Here is a 17715-nt window from a genome sequence, read left to right as displayed (position 1 = left end):
GTAGAAGGTAAGCAAAACTTACTTTCTACAGGTTTTTTTTACGTCTTTTCAGTCCGGTGATAATCAGGCCAATGCCAATGCCAAAATCCATTAACGTCATGATAATTAGTATATATGCAAGCACATCATAACCATAATCAGCCACACGAACAACTACAAAATATACAAATACAAGACCAAGCGCAAAATAGAGAAAACTTTGCTTAATTAATGAATTTTTCATATTATCCCCCAATAATTCCAAGACTCAAAAGCAAAACAATCGTATTCATTAAAATATGTGCCCCCATCGAAACCGCAATCCGTTTTGTTTTCGTATAAAGGAAACAAAGAATTAGTCCGATAACAAAATAAGTAAGTAAGAAAGAAATATCGCCGTGCAGTAGTCCAAAGAAAAGCGAACTAATAACTGCGGCCACATGAATATTCGTCACATTACTTAGCCCACCAAAAATCACTTTTCGAAAGACAAGTTCTTCCAAAATCGGTCCCAAAATAGAAATAAAGATCAAGAAAATAGGTGCAGCTTTAGTCAAATCAACAAGTAACTCCGTATTGGCAGAATTACTTAACTCCCCTGAAATCATCGTAATAATAACACTACAAATAATTTGTGCCACATATAAGCCAATGACTCCTCCGACAATCCACACAATACTTAGAAGCGGTTTTGTTTTTTCACCGATTTCGATTTTATTTTCTTTTGGTTTTCTGTAAAGCATCGGAATGATAATTGCAAGTGATAAAAGATTAGAGAATATTGACCAGATAACCATTCCATAAGATGCGGCGCTCTCCGCTGAAAGGGATGTCGTACTTAGTAAAATATGTTGAACAATTGGAATCCCAACAGATGCAGAAAATAGTAATAATAAATAAATTAAAACAATCGTAATATAACGCTTAGCCAAAAAATACGCATCCTTTCTATAAACAAACTTCAACTAAATTACTTTAAAAAAGCGGAAATAGCTCTCCTTATTGTACTCGTTATCAAGCTTTACCGCAAATAAGAATTCTTCCATTTTTTAAACGTTTTTGCTTGCAATTTTTATTCAGTTTGGTATCATAATAACTGTATTAGCACTCTAATGTGTCGAGTGCTAAAATGAAAAATGTAATTATATCAGAGGAGGTCATTTACATTGTTAAAACCATTAGGAGATCGTGTTGTAATTGAAGTACTTGAAGCAGAGGAAAAAACAGCGAGTGGGATTGTATTACCAGACTCTGCCAAAGAAAAACCGCAATCAGGGAAAATTGTTGCAGTCGGTTCAGGTCGTGTTTTAGATAACGGCACAAAAGAACCACTTGAAGTTGCAGAAGGTGACACAGTTATCTTTGCAAAATACTCTGGAACAGAAGTGACGTATGAAGGAACTGACTATCTGATTTTACGTGAAAGTGACATTTTAGCAATTACTAAATAATTTAAAAAAAGAAATAATCGGAGGGAAATATAAAATGGCAAAAGATATTAAATTTAGTGAAGATGCTCGTCGTGCCATGTTACGTGGTGTCGACCAATTAGCAAACGCAGTAAAAGTAACGCTTGGCCCAAAAGGTCGTAATGTTGTTTTAGAGAAGAAATTCGGTTCTCCGTTAATTACAAATGATGGGGTAACGATTGCAAAAGAAATCGAATTAGAAGACCCATTTGAAAATATGGGAGCAAAACTTGTATCTGAAGTTGCTTCTAAAACCAATGATGTTGCTGGGGACGGAACTACAACAGCTACCGTTTTAGCGCAAGCAATGATTCAAGAAGGCTTAAAAAACGTAACAGCTGGAGCAAATCCAGTAGGCGTTCGCCGCGGTATCGAAAAAGCCGTAGCAACAGCTATCGAAGAATTAAAAGCTATTTCTAAACCAATTGAAAGCAAAGAGTCTATCGCTCAAGTTGCTGCTATTTCTTCTGGTGATGAAGAAGTTGGTAAATTAATCGCAGAAGCAATGGAACGTGTTGGTAACGACGGCGTTATCACTATTGAAGAATCCAAAGGCTTTGCAACAGAATTAGATGTAGTAGAAGGTATGCAATTTGACCGTGGCTACACTAGCCCATACATGGTAACTGATTCCGACAAAATGGAAGCAGTTCTTGAAAAACCATATATTTTAATTACAGATAAAAAAATCAACAACATCCAAGAAATTTTACCAGTTTTAGAACAAGTTGTTCAACAAGGTCGTCCAATGTTAATCATTGCGGAAGATGTTGAAGGGGAAGCTCAAGCAACTCTTGTACTAAACAAACTTCGCGGAACATTCAACGTAGTAGCCGTGAAAGCTCCTGGTTTCGGCGATCGTCGTAAAGCAATGCTAGAAGATATTGCTGTTTTAACAGGCGGACAAGTTATCACAGAAGACCTAGGCTTAGAACTAAAAACAGCAACTGTTGATCAACTTGGAACAGCGAACAAAGTAGTTGTAACAAAAGATGATACAACAATCGTAGAAGGAGCAGGCGATTCCACACAAATCAGCGCTCGCGTAAACCAAATCCGTGCGCAAATGGAAGAAACTACTTCTGAATTTGATAGAGAAAAATTACAAGAACGTTTAGCAAAACTTGCAGGTGGAGTAGCTGTTGTCAAAGTCGGCGCTGCAACTGAAACAGAGCTAAAAGAACGTAAATTACGTATTGAAGATGCGCTTAACTCTACTCGCGCAGCTGTAGAAGAAGGTATCGTAGCTGGTGGTGGTACTGCCCTTGTAAGTATTTACAATAAAGTAGCAGCACTAGAAGCAGAAGGCGACGTAGAAACTGGTATCAACATCGTGCTTCGTTCCCTAGAAGAACCAGTTCGCCAAATCGCGCATAATGCTGGACTTGAAGGTTCGGTTATCGTAGAACGCTTGAAACACGAAGCAGTAGGTGTTGGTTTCAACGCAGCTAATGGCGAATGGATAAACATGATTGACGCTGGTATTGTGGATCCAACAAAAGTAACACGTTCCGCACTACAAAACGCATCATCTGTTGCTGCTCTTCTATTAACTACAGAAGCAGTCGTAGCAGACAAACCAGACGAAAACGGCCCAGCAGCTGTTCCTGATATGGGAATGGGTGGAATGGGCGGCATGATGTAAGGTTAACATCAGCTGACATTTTTAAAAGATCTCTGGATTTTCCAGGGATCTTTTTTTGTTATGATTTTATAGCAGAATATTTTCAAGAAGTTAATAGAGGAGTATACTTTAAAAAATTTTTATCAGAGCCAAATCATCTTGTATGAGGTAATAAATTACCCATTTTTTGTGAAAAAAACCACAAATTATGTTTTACACAAAAGTCCGAGGGTACTGGTATACATGTATGGTGAAAAATTTGAGGAGGGATTTTTAATGTGTACGTCAATAACTTATACAACGAAGGATCACTATTTTGGAAGGAATTTCGATTATGAACTTTCTTACAAAGAGGTTGTGGTTGTTACGCCGAAAAATTACCCGTTTCATTTTCGCAAGGTAGAGGATATAGAGAAGCATTATGCACTTATTGGTATTGCTGCTGTGATGGAAAACTACCCGTTGTATTACGATGCTACCAATGAAAAAGGCCTTAGTATGGCAGGACTCAATTTCTCAGGAAATGCGGATTACAAGGATTTTGCAGAAGGTAAGGACAATGTAACGCCATTTGAATTTATTCCGTGGATTCTTGGTCAATGCGCTACTGTAAAAGAAGCAAGAAGATTACTTCAGAGAATCAATCTCGTGAATATTAGCTTTAGTGAAAATTTGCCGCTATCTCAATTACATTGGTTGATGGCTGATCAAAACGAATCTATTGTAGTGGAATGTGTGAAAGATGGACTTCACATTTATGATAATCCTGTTGGCGTGTTAACAAATAATCCAACATTTGATTACCAACTATTTAATTTAAACAATTATCGCGTTCTTTCGAGTGAAACCCCAGAAAATAATTTTTCCAACGAGATTGATTTGGATGCTTATAGTCGTGGGATGGGCGGAATCGGCTTACCTGGCGATTTATCTTCTATGTCTCGTTTTGTGAAAGCAACTTTTACCAAATTGAATTCTGTTTCAGGTGATTCTGAATCAGAAAGCATTAGCCAATTTTTCCATATTTTAGGCTCGGTGGAACAACAAAAAGGTCTTTGTGATGTTGGTGGGGAAAAATACGAGCATACCATTTATTCCTCATGTTGCAATATCGATAAAGGAATTTATTATTATAGAACATACGGAAACAGTCAAATTACTGGTGTGGATATGCACCAAGAGGATTTAGAGAGCGAAGAACTAGCTATTTATCCACTCGTTAATGAGCAACAACTAAACATTGTTAATAAATAACTGTGAGGCTATGACAAGAAATTCTCTTGTCGTAGTTTTTTTGTGTAAAAAAAACCAAAACTTGTCAGATGAAAAACAACTTTGGGACCGAAAAGCTAAGTTATCATTTCTTATTCCTTGTTATAATAAAAGAAAAGGAGATGCACTTGCTATGAGAGAAAATTCCATTATTGGTCGAATTATTGCATTTTGTGCAATTTGCTTTGCATTTTTTAACCCGAAAACAGTGACTTATTGGCTAGGAGTACGCGCAGAATCTGGTCCAGCTTGGTATCTTACTACAGTTGTCGCATGCGGTATTGCGGTTTTCGTATTGATCGATTTAATCAAAAAAATAAAACGAAGAAAAGCGGCAGAATGATAATTTTCGTGGTATACTACTAGAAAAACGACTAGGAGAACGCCATGAACTGGACACGTATAAGTAGTATTATAATAGTTGGTTTTACAGCAATAGGAGCAATTTATGGTGGCTTATCCATGGTTTTCATGCCAAGTGGTGGTTTGCTTTCTCTTTCAACTGGATTACTTGATGGTTCACCGTTCGTGGATTATTTAGTACCAGGCATATTTTTATTCGTATTTGTTGGATTATTCCATTTAGCAGCACTCATTTATTTGCTGAAAAAATTACCACGAACGAAAGAAGTTATGTTTGCAGCAGCGGCCGTGCTCGCAGTTTGGATGATTGTACAGTTACTGATTATCGGCTATGTATTTATTTTACAAATTATTTTTTTAGTTGTCGCAGCAGTTGAAATGTTTTTAGCGATACAATTAAAAAAACAGCAAAAAAACTGAAATATATTTATTTAGACTATTTTTCCTCTTGAATTGTTAGGGGATGGGTAGTCTATTTTTTTTGAAGAAAATCAGTGGGGAATTAAACTTGAAGAATTTATCAATTAAAGTATGTATTGTGAAAAAATCATCTTTTTATAAAAATAGCCTGCTTAAAAATGAACTATATCAGCTTTTACAGATGAGTTGTTCGTTGTTCTGTCACATCTCACTTTGTGAATTTATGATATAATTTTAGAGTGATGTAACGATAATATCATGAAGTTTTTGAACTATATTTTGTTTATATTAGTTGAATTTATAGTGATTTAAGCGTTCTAATAAATGAGGAAAATACCAAAGAGAAAATACAAAAGCAGATAGGAGAACAAATGAAGAAAAAAATCATCGGTTTGTTAGCAAGTATATTATTACTGGGAGGATGTTTCAATATGAATGAAAAAACAGACCAAGAAAAAGCGCAGGAAGGCACTACGCTTGTGCAGGATTACGTGGGTCAAGGATTATCATTTGTGGATGGAAATAAATCAGCAGAAAGAGTAAAGGAACATGAAGAAGAAATTAAGCAAGAAGCGATAAATTATATGAAGAACACATATAAAACAGATGTAAAAGTGAATAATGTAGTGCCCGCGCGTAATGCGGCAGTTGTCATGGTAGAAAGTGAGGAGCCTATTCAGTTTCATACATATGTAATTGTAGGTTTGATTTTAAATAAAGATGAAGTTGGGAATGCAAGAAGTGATGAGGGGGAAGTAGAAAAAGCAATCGTTGGGGGGTTATACGCAAAGGCATATGAAGAAGAATTTAAAAATCTAGATGTCTTTGCTGAAAAAATTGCGAAAGAAAATAACTTATTAGGAATGCGAGCGGAGGCAATTGATAAAACTGCATCTGATGGATATACCAGTAATTACTATTTTCTTTCAATTTTCGCCTTAGACTACCCAAGTGTCTATAATGCTTACTTAGAAAACCCAAAAATTTCGGCAGAGGAATTAAAGAAACTTTTTGAAAAAGATGATCCTACAAGTAAAAACATATCAATTCCAATGAAATTTTTTGTTAGAGGAAACAAGCTCCCTGAGCAAGGAGTCGCGGATAATTTAGCAAATGAAATTAAACAAGAAGAAGGAATTCCTAAAGGGAGATATGCAGTTTTGATTTATAAGAATTTTATTGTTGATCGAGTGGGATTACCAGATGGAGAAAGTGTAGATGTAGAAGGAATCATTAAATAAAAGGGAGATTAGACTATGCCAGAAAAACTAAAAACATCAGATGTAGATTTAATAGAGTTAAGTGGTAAATGGGTTTATAAGCACCCTGGAGAACTTAGTAATATCAATGTTAATGGCACCAAATACGAAGTCAGAGCAGGTGAATATAACAAAGCATCTGGTCTTGACTATATGATTGTCGAGAATACTTCCACAGGCGAAATCAGCATGATTTTCGAAGGCACGCAAGGCACCCAAGATTTCCTAACAGACGGCACACTCCCTGGCTCCATCCCCAACACGCAATTAAGAGAAGCTGACGCAGCATACAAAAAAGAAAGCCAAAAATATAACATTAAAAATGTCGCAGGAAACTCTCTAGGCGGTGGTTTATCTAATTATGTAGCATCTAAAAATGATGGCATAAGAAGCGTCACTTATAATCCAGCTATCCTGCCCAATGGAATATATGATAAGGATAATCCAAGAATTACTAACTATTTAAGTGAATATGATCCACTAACTTTAGGGGAGCGTGGGATGGGTTACGGAGATCGTCTACCAGGCGAATCCCATATTCTTCAAAACAATGTCCCTTGGCTGCAAACCATTCTTTCTAATCATACGGGTTATGATGATGCAGGTGTCACAGTTAACGGTAAAAATATTCCCATTGATGCAGATGCTTATCTTCCCGTAGGGATTTGGAGTGGGCAGGTTTTGACGGGTGGAGGAAATGGGCAGAAAATCGATATGAATCCGGATAATATTCGAATTTTGGCTAATAGTTTACGGACACGAATGATGGAGCAAATAAAGAGGGGGCAGTTTTACTTAGATACAGCGGTCGATTTAGTGAATAATGAGGGAAATCATTTGGATAATCGAACGACCTCTTTACAAGAAACTTTTGATAACTTGTTGGCGGAAGGAGAATTTGGCGGGATTATTACTTCATTAGCTAATTATGCTGAGTTTCGTGATGAGATGGAAAAGGCCAAGCCAGTAAGTTATGCGGCAATAGATTTTATGCAGAGAGTAAGAACTTTGCCGATTTTAGGAGAAGTGTTAGATGTTGTTTCGGGGAGTTTCTTTCATGCGTTAGATCTCTTGGTGGATATTCCGGCGCTAGTTAATGATCTTGCTTTGAGGACGGAAGACATGATGGATCAAGTGTCCAAAATAAAAATGCAAGCAATACCAGAGTTGTTTAAAGGGATTAATGACCAATATTTAAGCGATGCCATGGTGACAGAATTAAAAGAACATTACAAAATATTAGATGAAAACAAAGATTTGGTCGTTAAGCAAATATTAACTTTTAGCTCCCAAGTCACGTATGTATCGAATGAACTTGAAAAAGCAGATAAACTTTTAAGCGCAACGCAAAAAGTCCAAAGTGTTGGAGCGCCGCCAGCGACACAAGCGTATGTCTTAAAAGAATCCAAAGCTTTGAAAGACGGGATGGGGAAGAAACAGCGATTATTAGATAGAAATTTTCGAGATTTTTCTGCTAAAACTACGAATTTATTAATGCCGATATTGAGTTCAATTCGAAGTATTACTAATCAATTAAAACAGGTAATAAAATCCGCAATTAGATATTTAGAAGACCTCCAAACAGGACTATCAATGGTGAAAATCCCTTTTACAGATAGAGATTATCAGTTAAAGGAGGAACTGAGAGAGTACATAAGAAAGTTGCAAGAAATCTTGTTAACCGTTAGAGGTGTAGGAAGTGCTGTAAAGGATATGGAATCGAATTTAGAGCATGTGTTAGCCATATATCGACCTTATATTGATACGGCACTATTTGAAGGTACAAAATTTCAAGATGTTATTTTATTGAATAAAGCAGCTACAAATATCTTCCATAGTGCGGAATTGATTTTTGGAGATATTAAGCATCAATTAAGCGGTAATACATCAGCAGCAATTTCTGCTTTAGATAAGGTAGCTGTTCAAACTAGTAACAACATGAAAAGCTTATTGGAACAAGCTAAACGAGGAAGTATCCATATTTAATGGAGCAAAAAATATATAAAACTAGAAATAAAAAAATCCTTCCACAAAAGAAGGATTTTTTCAGTTATTTCTGTTGTTCTTTCAATAAATCACGAATTTCTTTTAAGTATTCCTCAGTTGGAGGTACTGGCGTTTCTTCCACCGTTTGCTCTTTTTTCTTAATAAAACTAGTAAGTACTTTGACGAAAATAAAAATGGCAAAAGCGATGATGATAAAGTCAACGATGGACTGGATGAAAGCACCGTACTGAATAACGGATTTACCAACTTTGAAACTTAAATCTGTAAAATCAAGACCACCAAGAAGTACACCGACAAGTGGCATAATGATGTTATCTACTAAAGATGAAACAATTTTACCGAAAGCAGCCCCGATAACTACCGCTACAGCAAGGTCTAGAACATTCCCTTTTAACGCGAAGTCTCTAAATTCTACTAACATTTTTTTCATGAAAATTCACCTCCCACTTCCCAGTATAAACAATCTAACTGCGATGTGAAAGCAACTAAACTTATTTTAGTAACAAACTGCCTATGTATAGCGTCGGCGCCATTAATGCGTAGCCAATAATAATAAATGTGAGCGTACGAAGCCAGAAAGAACGAAGAATAGTAGGTTTCCATTTTGCTAGAAGTGCTTGAATCCACATCGTGATGAGCGTAACAAAAGCAAACATGAAAAACAATTCGATATAACGAAGCATAGGTAAAACCTCCTTTTCTATCACTATGCCATAATCGTAGCATCATTTGCAATAGGAAATGAGCCGATTATTTCCATTCAATTGTTGCACATGATAAGTTAAAAAGAGTAAAACCGTTCGTTCGAAAAAGGAGTAGCAAATGAAATTATTGAAAAGGGTCAGTTTTTTTCTCATTATACTATATCTACTAATCGTGCCAGTTCAGCATGTTTCAGCGCATGCTTATTTGGAAAATTCGAATCCGGCCGATCAATCACATATTCAAACCGCGCCCGAAAAAGTAACGCTTGTTTTTAATGAAGAAATTGAAGCGGATTTCCCTTTAATAGAAGTCAAAGATTCAAGTGGGAAGCAAGTGGAAACCGGCAAAACCTCTGTTTCTAAAAAGAATAATCATATGGTTGAAGCGTCTTTACCGGCTGATTTAAAAGCAGATGTCTATTCTGTTTCATGGCGGGTTGTGTCAGCGGATGGACATGCGGTTACGGGGATCATTTCTTTTAAGTTAGGCGATACGAAAGCGACGTTCCAAGCATCGGAAGTTCCCTCAAGTGGAGCGGACTTGCAAATTAGTTCGATTCAAAAAGCCATTTTATACATAGGTTTTTCGTTGTTTATCGGTGTGCTTGTTTTTGGGTTAGGGCTTTATCCACGAAAAGAACAGATATCAGAAAAAATTTCTGGACGTTTGAAAAAAGTAACTTGGATAGCGCTAGCACTTCTAGGTGTGGCTCTCTTCATGCAACTTTTCGTACAGACAAGTATCACAACGGGCGTTTCCATTAGTGAAAGTTTTGGACCGAGTAAGTTAGCTGCTTTCTTGACTACGAAAACAGGGTATATTTGGATCAGTGAATTTATCGTATGGCTGCTACTTGCCATTTTTACCATCATGATGTTCTTTAAAAAGAAACAATGGAGCTGGTTCGCGCTTTTGACCGAGAGTGCATTAATCGGGTATTTGATTTTTGCGAAGGCTCAGAATGGACACGCTGCAGCCAGTGCCGATAAAATAGTAAGTATCACCGCTGATATGCTTCATATGATTGCGGCAAGCGTTTGGGTTGGCGGGATTTTAGTGCTTTTATTCGTATTACCTCGGACTGGGAAAGCGCGCGAAGTTTGGAGCAGATTTGCGATTGTAGCAATCATTGCAGTCGCCTCCATCTTAGTCAGCGGCCTATTAATGGCAGTGATGAACATCGGTCAAATGGCCAATTTATTTACAACCAATTACGGCAAAATACTTCTTTTCAAAATTGGCTTATTTTTACTAATGGCACTACTAGGGCTTGGTCATTACATTTATATCAAACTCAAAAACCAACGATTGCCATATAAAACCATTTTGATGGAACTTATCATTGGGACCATTATCCTTGTTGTCGCAAGTGTTTTAACCAACGTACAAACACCGCCACCGCCTGCTCCGAAAGCATTTGATGAAACAATTGCAGCAGAAGGTGAAAAAGCAAAAATCAATTTACGAGTAGAACCAGCTACCGTTGGGCAAAACCAGTTTATCATCACATTTACTTCAGCAGATGGTTCTGCCAAAACAGATTTTGAACAAGTGACGATTACAACAAAATCTACTAAAACAGATGAAAAATCAACTTTCCAAGCCAAACTTGCAAATGATACGCAATACTTTGCAGAGGGGCTATATATTAATCAAACCGGCAAGTGGGAAATCATGGTTCATGGTTTAACAAAAGATTTTACCGATATAAATCAAACATTTACGACCAATATTACACAGTAAAGGGGAAAAATAATGAAAAAAATTATCAGCTCCATCGTCGTTTTATTAGCTGTCTTTATCATTCCGTTTCAAGCGAGCGCACATGTTTCTGTATTACCGAGCGAATCGACCGTAGACTCCTGGGAAACCTACACAATGAAAGTACCGTCAGAAAAAGATGTTGCCTCTAAAAAAATCGTTTTAAAAGTAGAAAAAGGCGTATCATTCGAATCTTATGAACCAGTGCCAGGCTGGACAACGACAGTAGATAAGAAAAATGGCACAGTAACATGGCAAACAGAAGGCAACGGAATTGAAAAAGGCCAATTCCAGCGCTTTAGTTTTATCGCTAAAAATCCAAGTGAAGAAGGCGAAATTGCTTGGAATGCCTATCAATATTATGAAGATGGCTCCATCGTTGAATGGGTTGGCGCAGAAGATTCCGAGACACCACATGCTACCACAAAAATTGTCAAAGAGTCTTCCAAATCCGCAACTGGCTCGCATGGAGAAGTAGTTGCGGGAGCGGAGAACACAGCAGGGGATACAAGTAGTAGTGGTGATAACACGATTTTATTATGGACCGCAGTAGCTATCAGCGTTATTGCGCTTATCACGGGCATTCTTGCTATTTTAAGCCGAAAAAAATAACTTCAAAGGAGTAAGCAGATGGAACGGAAAATCATGCATTTAGCAGTTGGCAAGCCGAAAGAACTTAACCTTTCAAAGAATAAACGGATGATGACGGGAATCGAAAAAAAGCTTGTACAATCCGCCAGTCTAACCACTACCGGTTTTGAAAATGACGCACCGCATAATTTGAAATATCACGGTGGGCCGGATCGTACGGTTTGTATTTATCCATACGAACATTATGCGAAATGGGCAGCAATGTTTGGCGAAGAGCTACAAGTAACTGCTTTTGGTGAAAATCTCATCACTACGAATATGTTGGAAAGTTCTGTCCAAATTGGTGATAAATTCCAGATTGGCGAAACCGTTATCCAAATAACGGAAGCCCGAAATCCATGTAGTACAATTGAAAAGTTCAATGGAATCCCCAATCTCTATAAAGCAATTCACAAAACTGGACTTACTGGATACCTGTGCCGAACGATTACTCCTGGCATTATACATGCAACGGATGAAATCAAACAAATTCACCAAGAATCACACGGCGTAACAGTAGCCTTTTGCCACGATAAAGTTTTGCATAAAAATGGGACAAAAGAAGACTTAGAACGAATTTTGGCGGTAGAAGCCTTATCTGAACGTTACCGTGATCAAGTCGAAAAACAAATAAAAAAGTGATAGCATCATTCGCTATCACTTTTTATATTTTCATCAGCTAGTTCTTTTTTTCGTAGTGCCAAAAATTGCTCTACGACCGCGATTTCTTCGTTGGTTAAATCTGGCGTATCTGCAATTAATTGGGTAATTTTGCTTGCTCTTTGTGTGCTAGAAGTAGTAGTTTTCTTAGCGCGGAAAAAGTTTGTTATCGTACTAGTTATCATCCCGATAAACGCTATTCCAAACAACATCATAATCGATGCCAAAATCCGTCCAATTGGCGTGACAGGAACGATATCACCGTACCCAACTGTTGTCGCAGTCACAATCGCCCACCATAGCGCATCAGGATAATTGTTTATTTCAGGTTCGATAAATACCATCGGAACAGGAATTATAATTACAAGTAAAACAAAAATCATTAAAAATCGATTTAAACCATTAGAACGGAAAAAGTTATAAATCGGTACAATATACCTTCTCCCCATCGCAGTAATACTTAATAGATGGACAAAACTAACAATCCGAGCCGCTCTAAATCCACCGTAAAATGGAATGATTGCAATGAGTTGAAATGGATGCGTTTTTACATAATGCCATTTATTATCAGCACGGTAAAGCCGAACCAGATAATCAAGCGTAAAAATCACCCAAATAATCCAATTTAAAATAAATGTAAAGCTGTTTCTGTACGGTAATAGGGCAAGGGAAAGTAATATGAGAATAAGCATAAAAGTCTCATAAATCATTTTTCTCTTTGTTTTATCCAAGTTATCCACCTCGTTTGACTTATACTCTCACTTATTTTAGCATAAAACGACGCAAAAGCTGTAGATAAATAAAAAAAGCTGACAACAAAAAGTTGCCAGCCGTTTTCGTTATTTTATTCGTAGTCGATTACTTTTACTTCTCGATGCCAGTAAGCATAAGTAGCAAAGTAGCGCGAACAACATCGTAATAATCAAGCTATGGGCAAGCGCGATATACAAGTTCACTCCTGTATAAACAGACAGCGCCCCAGTAACGGCTTGAAGTGCAATAAACACAAGTGACAACACCATGCTAAAAGTAAGCACGCGGTACCTTCTGTAATCTCGGAATACAAGCCAAGTTACATACAGCAACCAAACAATTAAAATAAATGCGGCTAACCGGTGGAAGTATTGCACATAATCTTGTACTGAAGTAGGCATGATAAAGTGCCCATTTTCAAAAGGCCAAACCGGAACAGCCATACTTGCTTTTTCGTGTCGAACAAGTGCGCCAGTGTAAACAGCTAAGTACGTGTAAATCGTCAGTGCGTAAATATTAATGCGTAATTTCGTCCCCATCACGAGGTTTCTAGCATCGAATTTCCGGTCTACCTCAAAAATCATCAAGGCAAGCAATACAATCGAAGCATAACAAATGATGGAAATTCCAAAGTGTAGCGCCATGATGTACGGATTTTGTCCCCAAACAACAGCCGCCATTCCCATTAACGCTTGAATAATTAGAAACAGAACCGCAATAATCGCAAGTGGTTTTGTTTCGCGACGATTTTTCATATAAATCCAAGCACAAATTGCTAAAACAATAACAAAAATCGAACTGATTCCCGTCGTCATTCGGTGCATGAATTCAATTAATTTTTCCGGAGTAACATCTGTTAAACGAACTAACTGCCCATTACATAGAGGCCAACTATTACCGCAGCCATCAGCTGAACCAGTTTTCGTTACGAGCGCTCCGCCAAACACAACGACCGTCATACAAATAATCGTTAGTACAGACCAAACTTTCAAGAATTTTTTCATTATCTACCAATCTCTCCTTTAGATGCGTGTGAGATTTTTACTATAATTTGTTTATATGTATAAGTTCATGAGTACACATCAAACTAATTGTAGCTTGTTTATTTGAAGAAGTAAAGCGTACAAGACTAAAGCCGATTTATTGACAAAAGGTGCGTATTTTTCACATAATAAGGGTATAGGATATCTATCAGTTCGCAATCACTGGTTTATATCAGCAAGTGTTAGGGGGAGAAAAAGTGAATCAGATAGAAAAGACTGGGGAGTTATCGGCGAGTAGATTTACTGTCCGTGATTTTACCGAGCTTGTGAAAATTGGTATCGTGAATTCCAATACGATTACTGCTTTTACAGGAATGTGGTTAGCCTTTCAGTTAAATGGAATTTCTTTTATTCAAAATGTAGACGTGATATTTTTTACTATCGTCGGTTCAGCACTTATCGTAGCTGCTTCGGGCGCTTTTAACAATGTCATCGACCGTGATATTGACGGAATTATGGAAAGAACAAAAAATAGACCAACAATGACCGGGAAAATTTCTGGTAAGCGTGCACTAATGGTCGCGCTTGTGCTAGGTGTTGTCGGTACAATTATGTTATTTATGACAACTTGGCAAGCAGGAGTTCTTGGCGTTATCGGGGTCTTTTTGTATGTAGTCGTTTATTCGCTATATGCAAAAAGAAAACTAGTTAGTAACACTGTAATTGGTAGTTTTTCAGGCGCTGTTCCGCCGCTGATTGGTTGGTTTGCAGTCGAACCATCATTTAGCATCGTACCAATCATGCTGTTTCTCGTAATGTTTTGTTGGCAACCGCCGCATTTTTATGCGATTGCGATTAAACGGAAAGAGGAATACGCAGCTGCTGGAATTCCGATGTTACCAGTAGTAAAAGGCATTGAACGTACAAAGAAAAGCATGTTTTTCTGGGTGATTTTATTAACTATCCTACCGTTCTTTATGTTTGAGCTAGGTATCGTTTATGTTGTTTTAGCAACGTTACTGAATATCGGTTGGTTAGCACTTAGTATTTACGGCTTTAAAATGGAAGATAGCATTAAATGGGCTAAATGGATGTTCGTTTACTCATTAAATTACATGACAATTTTATTCGTAGCAATGGTAGTTATTTCGATTTTCTTATAAAAATAAAAAACAATTACGAAGAAGCGTGCAATACTCGTTTCCTTGTAATTGTTTTTTTATGATTTTTAAAGCTTTTCAAATGATAATAGTATTGGTAAAATGAAAGTTACATCAAGAAAACAAAATACTGCCGAGGAGGGCAAAATGTGAAGTTTATAATGCGAGTAGCTGTGCTATTAATCATTTGCCTGTTCATTGGATACAACACAGATCTTTTTTTTAGTAAATCAGTAGAGAAAAATACTGCCGAAGATACAGCGACAAAGTCTAATTTCCCTGATAATAAAAAAACAACGAATGAAAATCCGAAACAAGTGCAAGATAGTTCCAGCTTGGCAAGATTTATTAATAAAAACGTAAGCGACTTAAAGAAAGAGTTTGGTGATCCGGTGCGTGTCGATAAAACAGCATACGGTTATGATAATTACATTTACAGTCAACCAGGAACAAGTTATATGCAAGTAGGAGTAACAAACAATATCGTCCAAACCATTTATGCGCTAGGACAAGATTTAAATGTCATGCCATATACGATTGGTATGTCCACCGAAAAAGTATTTACCGATGCCAATTTGCAATCGGAAATATCCTTCAACTATAAAGACAGCTATTATAAATTCGAACTTTCTGAGGAAGACTTAAACGCCCGTCCGATTGTTAACATTGGAAGTGGTGTTTATGCGCAACTGAATTTCGATAAATTTAAGTCAAAACTGATTAGTGTTCGTTACCTCAATAAATTATCCTTCGTCAAAATGCGCCCCTATGAATTATCTTACCAAGGTGAAATTTATGAAGAAAAGTTGTCACCAGCTGATTGGAATGCGATTGATGATGCTTCTAGTAAACAAGTTCTAGAAATTACTAATGTTATTCGTGATCGCTACGGGATAGAAGAAGTTGCTTGGGACGAGTCTGTTGCGAAAGTTGCTTATGGACATAGCGTTGATATGAAGAAAAACGACTATTTTGACCACACTTCACCCACGCAAGGAGATCTAAGCAAACGACTTAGTAAAGGGGATGTCAAATATACTAAAGCTGGAGAAAATATCGCCTATAATTATGTCGATAGCGCAGCAGCAGTGGAAGGTTGGCTCAACTCCAAAGGTCACAGAGAAAATTTACTAGATGGTTCGTATACCTATATGGGTGCAGGAACCTATCAAAAATACTATACGCAAAATTTTATTATTAAATAATAGTTCTATGGTATAATAAAAAAGTAAGTTATATGGAGGTGGCTAGATTTGCTCGCTACAATGGAAAATATGGCGCTACTCGATTTATCAGATGAGCTTGCTAGCATGATTCTAAACTCCGAGGAAGCGCAAAATTACAAAAGTGCCAAAGAAGCGTTACTAAATGACGCTAATTCGCAAAAAAATATTCGTCAATTTATACGAATAAAAGAACAATACGAGGAAGTACAGCGGTTCGGCCGGTATCATCCTGACTATAAAGAAGTAACCAGAAAGACTCGTGCTTATAAACGCGAAGTTGACATGGACCAAAATGTGGCAGCTTTTCGCCGTGCGGAGATGGATTTACAATCTCTCTTGGACGAAATCAGTCTGCTCCTCGCAAGTGCAGTTTCAGAGAATATCAAAGTACCAACGGGTAATCCGTTTTTTGAAACAAAATCTGCTTGTTCTACAGGTGGATGTGGCAGCGGGGGAGGCTGCGGTTGTTCAGCGTAAAGCTTATCCTAAAAAGAAGGGGCTTAAACAATGGAAAATGATAGACAAGCTATCGTCGTTTGGATGAATCATCTCAAACAAGTTAGATCTTTGAAGCGATTTGGAAATGTGCATTATGTATCGCGTAAGTTAAAATACGCGGTGTTGTATTGTGATATGGCCGAAGTAGAAGATATCTCTAACAAAGTTTCTCGTTTTCATTATGTGAAACGCGTGGAAATGTCTTTCCGTCCGTTCTTAAAAACAGAATACGAATCCAAAAAAGAAATGATGTACGAACACAAAAACGAAGATGTGCAAATCAGTATTTAATCAAAACGGCGAGACTATTTCAACTAGTCTTGCTGTTTTTTTGCATCTATTTATGATAAAGTAAAAAAGACATTGAAGTAAAGGTTGTGCAAAAACATGAGAGTCATTGCAGGAGAACGAAAAGGACACGCTTTGAAAGCTGTTCCAGGAAACAATACGAGACCAACAACAGATAAAGTAAAAGAATCCTTATTTTCGATTATCGGTCCCTTTTTTGATGGAGATATGGTGCTCGATTTATTTGCAGGTAGTGGTGGGCTTGGAATTGAAGCCTTGAGTAGAGGCGCCGAACGAGCGGTTTTCATTGACCAAGCAACACTCGCGATTAAAACAATCCACCAAAACTTAGAAGGATGCCATTTTACAGAGCGCGCGGAAGTATACCGAAATGACGCCGAACGAGCACTCAAATTACTCCATAAAAATGAGTGGAAATTCGACCTTGTTTTCTTAGATCCACCATATAAAAAGCAACAATTAGAAAAATTACTAGGAATTTTAGAAAAATTAGAACTAGTCAACGAAAATGGAAGAATTATTTGCGAGCATGACAAAGAAGCCATCATGCCAGATACAATCGGTAAATTCGAGAAAATCAAATCAGTTTCTTATGGAATTACTGTTTTATCTATATTTGAATTTCAGGAGGCGTAGA

The 17715-nt window shown here is 37.3% G+C and carries 20 protein-coding genes and 1 pseudogene; 15 read left to right on the top strand and 6 right to left on the bottom strand.

Features of this window, described 5'->3' with window-relative positions; translation table 11 throughout:
* Positions 1 to 18: 18 nt before the first annotated feature.
* A pseudogene (locus tag AB2Q86_RS10960) lies at positions 19 to 223 on the bottom strand (DUF4305 domain-containing protein).
* Position 224: 1 nt separating this feature from the next.
* Positions 225 to 911, bottom strand: coding sequence for a CPBP family intramembrane glutamic endopeptidase (locus AB2Q86_RS10955; RefSeq protein ID WP_012580979.1), 687 nt, complete (start codon positions 909 to 911; stop codon positions 225 to 227).
* Between the two features lie 234 nt (positions 912 to 1145).
* On the opposite strand from AB2Q86_RS10955, the gene groES reads away from it, so the two are divergent.
* The 7 genes from groES (at position 1146) to AB2Q86_RS10920 (ending at position 8372) form a co-directional block, all read left to right on the top strand.
* Entirely contained in the window at positions 1146 to 1430 is a 285-nt protein-coding gene (gene groES / locus AB2Q86_RS10950; protein WP_003726504.1) for a co-chaperone GroES, read from the top strand.
* A gap of 34 nt (positions 1431 to 1464) precedes the next feature.
* Positions 1465 to 3093: a chaperonin GroEL gene (gene groL, locus AB2Q86_RS10945; protein WP_012580980.1), complete on the top strand. Its 1629-nt coding sequence runs from the start codon at positions 1465 to 1467 to the stop codon at positions 3091 to 3093.
* 255 nt (positions 3094 to 3348) lie between these two features.
* Positions 3349 to 4326, top strand: coding sequence for a choloylglycine hydrolase (bsh, locus tag AB2Q86_RS10940; protein WP_012580981.1), 978 nt, complete (start codon positions 3349 to 3351; stop codon positions 4324 to 4326).
* Positions 4327 to 4477: 151 nt separating this feature from the next.
* Positions 4478 to 4687, top strand: a complete 210-nt coding sequence (locus AB2Q86_RS10935; RefSeq protein WP_003763314.1) for a hypothetical protein — start codon at positions 4478 to 4480, stop codon at positions 4685 to 4687.
* A 44-nt stretch (positions 4688 to 4731) separates the two neighbouring features.
* Positions 4732 to 5127, top strand: a complete 396-nt coding sequence (locus tag AB2Q86_RS10930; RefSeq protein ID WP_003737142.1) for a hypothetical protein — start codon at positions 4732 to 4734, stop codon at positions 5125 to 5127.
* A gap of 371 nt (positions 5128 to 5498) precedes the next feature.
* Complete coding sequence (locus tag AB2Q86_RS10925) at positions 5499 to 6368, top strand: DUF1672 family protein (RefSeq protein WP_012580982.1); 870 nt, start codon at positions 5499 to 5501, stop codon at positions 6366 to 6368.
* Between the two features lie 15 nt (positions 6369 to 6383).
* The gene (locus tag AB2Q86_RS10920; protein ID WP_012580983.1) at positions 6384 to 8372 is read left to right on the top strand and encodes an SA1320 family protein; all 1989 of its coding nucleotides are present in this window, start codon (positions 6384 to 6386) and stop codon (positions 8370 to 8372) included.
* Between the two features lie 64 nt (positions 8373 to 8436).
* On the opposite strand, the gene mscL is transcribed toward AB2Q86_RS10920, so the two are convergent.
* Entirely contained in the window at positions 8437 to 8823 is a 387-nt protein-coding gene (mscL, locus tag AB2Q86_RS10915; RefSeq protein WP_003728855.1) for a large conductance mechanosensitive channel protein MscL, read from the bottom strand.
* A gap of 61 nt (positions 8824 to 8884) precedes the next feature.
* Complete coding sequence (locus AB2Q86_RS10910) at positions 8885 to 9076, bottom strand: hypothetical protein (RefSeq protein WP_003723946.1); 192 nt, start codon at positions 9074 to 9076, stop codon at positions 8885 to 8887.
* Positions 9077 to 9215: 139 nt separating this feature from the next.
* On the opposite strand from AB2Q86_RS10910, the gene AB2Q86_RS10905 reads away from it, so the two are divergent.
* The 3 genes from AB2Q86_RS10905 to AB2Q86_RS10895 are packed head-to-tail and all read left to right on the top strand — an operon-like array spanning position 9216 to position 12131.
* On the top strand, positions 9216 to 10841 hold the full coding sequence (locus AB2Q86_RS10905; RefSeq protein WP_012580984.1) for a copper resistance CopC/CopD family protein: 1626 nt from the start codon (positions 9216 to 9218) through the stop codon (positions 10839 to 10841).
* Positions 10842 to 10853: 12 nt separating this feature from the next.
* Positions 10854 to 11471 (top strand): DUF1775 domain-containing protein, encoded by a 618-nt coding sequence (locus AB2Q86_RS10900; protein WP_003728853.1) that lies wholly within the window; start codon positions 10854 to 10856, stop codon positions 11469 to 11471.
* 18 nt (positions 11472 to 11489) lie between these two features.
* Entirely contained in the window at positions 11490 to 12131 is a 642-nt protein-coding gene (locus AB2Q86_RS10895) for an MOSC domain-containing protein (protein ID WP_012580985.1), read from the top strand.
* Positions 12132 to 12136: 5 nt separating this feature from the next.
* Here AB2Q86_RS10895 and AB2Q86_RS10890 read toward each other — a convergent pair whose 3' ends face one another.
* Both AB2Q86_RS10890 and AB2Q86_RS10885 read right to left on the bottom strand, forming a co-directional pair.
* Positions 12137 to 12880, bottom strand: coding sequence for a potassium channel family protein (locus AB2Q86_RS10890; protein ID WP_012580986.1), 744 nt, complete (start codon positions 12878 to 12880; stop codon positions 12137 to 12139).
* A 108-nt stretch (positions 12881 to 12988) separates the two neighbouring features.
* On the bottom strand, positions 12989 to 13906 hold the full coding sequence (locus AB2Q86_RS10885; protein ID WP_003723941.1) for a heme A synthase: 918 nt from the start codon (positions 13904 to 13906) through the stop codon (positions 12989 to 12991).
* Positions 13907 to 14142: 236 nt separating this feature from the next.
* Here AB2Q86_RS10885 and cyoE point away from each other — a divergent pair, with 236 nt between their 5' ends.
* The 5 genes from cyoE to rsmD all read left to right on the top strand — a co-directional run bounded on the left by cyoE (position 14143) and on the right by rsmD (position 17714).
* The gene (cyoE, locus tag AB2Q86_RS10880) at positions 14143 to 15048 is read left to right on the top strand and encodes a heme o synthase (protein WP_003728322.1); all 906 of its coding nucleotides are present in this window, start codon (positions 14143 to 14145) and stop codon (positions 15046 to 15048) included.
* Between the two features lie 146 nt (positions 15049 to 15194).
* Positions 15195 to 16250: a CAP domain-containing protein gene (locus tag AB2Q86_RS10875; RefSeq protein ID WP_003737132.1), complete on the top strand. Its 1056-nt coding sequence runs from the start codon at positions 15195 to 15197 to the stop codon at positions 16248 to 16250.
* A 48-nt stretch (positions 16251 to 16298) separates the two neighbouring features.
* Complete coding sequence (locus tag AB2Q86_RS10870; protein ID WP_003728848.1) at positions 16299 to 16748, top strand: YlbF family regulator; 450 nt, start codon at positions 16299 to 16301, stop codon at positions 16746 to 16748.
* 30 nt (positions 16749 to 16778) lie between these two features.
* Positions 16779 to 17060 carry a YlbG family protein gene (locus AB2Q86_RS10865; protein WP_003726138.1) on the top strand — a complete coding sequence of 94 codons (282 nt, stop codon included), beginning with the start codon at positions 16779 to 16781 and terminating at the stop codon, positions 17058 to 17060.
* A gap of 96 nt (positions 17061 to 17156) precedes the next feature.
* Positions 17157 to 17714 carry a 16S rRNA (guanine(966)-N(2))-methyltransferase RsmD gene (gene rsmD / locus AB2Q86_RS10860; RefSeq protein ID WP_012580987.1) on the top strand — a complete coding sequence of 186 codons (558 nt, stop codon included), beginning with the start codon at positions 17157 to 17159 and terminating at the stop codon, positions 17712 to 17714.
* Position 17715: the final 1 nt, after the last annotated feature.

Source organism: Listeria monocytogenes (assembly GCF_041765605.1).
GTDB classification, from domain to species: Bacteria; Bacillota; Bacilli; order Lactobacillales; family Listeriaceae; genus Listeria; species Listeria monocytogenes_D.
The sequence above is the reverse complement of the archived record's forward strand: the minus strand, read 5'-3'. Positions and strand labels throughout refer to the sequence as shown.

Bases quoted from the DNA above. Each gene is read 5' to 3' on its own strand.
- groL (WP_012580980.1), top strand. From the start codon at position 1,465: ATGGCAAAAGATATTAAATTTAGTGAAGATGCTCGTCGTGCCATGTTA.
- bsh (WP_012580981.1), top strand. From the start codon at position 3,349: ATGTGTACGTCAATAACTTATACAACGAAGGATCACTATTTTGGAAGG.
- AB2Q86_RS10935 (WP_003763314.1), top strand. From the start codon at position 4,478: ATGAGAGAAAATTCCATTATTGGTCGAATTATTGCATTTTGTGCAATT.
- AB2Q86_RS10930 (WP_003737142.1), top strand. From the start codon at position 4,732: ATGAACTGGACACGTATAAGTAGTATTATAATAGTTGGTTTTACAGCA.
- AB2Q86_RS10925 (WP_012580982.1), top strand. From the start codon at position 5,499: ATGAAGAAAAAAATCATCGGTTTGTTAGCAAGTATATTATTACTGGGA.
- AB2Q86_RS10920 (WP_012580983.1), top strand. From the start codon at position 6,384: ATGCCAGAAAAACTAAAAACATCAGATGTAGATTTAATAGAGTTAAGT.
- mscL (WP_003728855.1), bottom strand. From the start codon at position 8,823: ATGAAAAAAATGTTAGTAGAATTTAGAGACTTCGCGTTAAAAGGGAAT.
- AB2Q86_RS10910 (WP_003723946.1), bottom strand. From the start codon at position 9,076: ATGCTTCGTTATATCGAATTGTTTTTCATGTTTGCTTTTGTTACGCTC.
- AB2Q86_RS10905 (WP_012580984.1), top strand. From the start codon at position 9,216: ATGAAATTATTGAAAAGGGTCAGTTTTTTTCTCATTATACTATATCTA.
- AB2Q86_RS10900 (WP_003728853.1), top strand. From the start codon at position 10,854: ATGAAAAAAATTATCAGCTCCATCGTCGTTTTATTAGCTGTCTTTATC.
- AB2Q86_RS10895 (WP_012580985.1), top strand. From the start codon at position 11,490: ATGGAACGGAAAATCATGCATTTAGCAGTTGGCAAGCCGAAAGAACTT.
- AB2Q86_RS10885 (WP_003723941.1), bottom strand. From the start codon at position 13,906: ATGAAAAAATTCTTGAAAGTTTGGTCTGTACTAACGATTATTTGTATG.
- AB2Q86_RS10865 (WP_003726138.1), top strand. From the start codon at position 16,779: ATGGAAAATGATAGACAAGCTATCGTCGTTTGGATGAATCATCTCAAA.
- rsmD (WP_012580987.1), top strand. From the start codon at position 17,157: ATGAGAGTCATTGCAGGAGAACGAAAAGGACACGCTTTGAAAGCTGTT.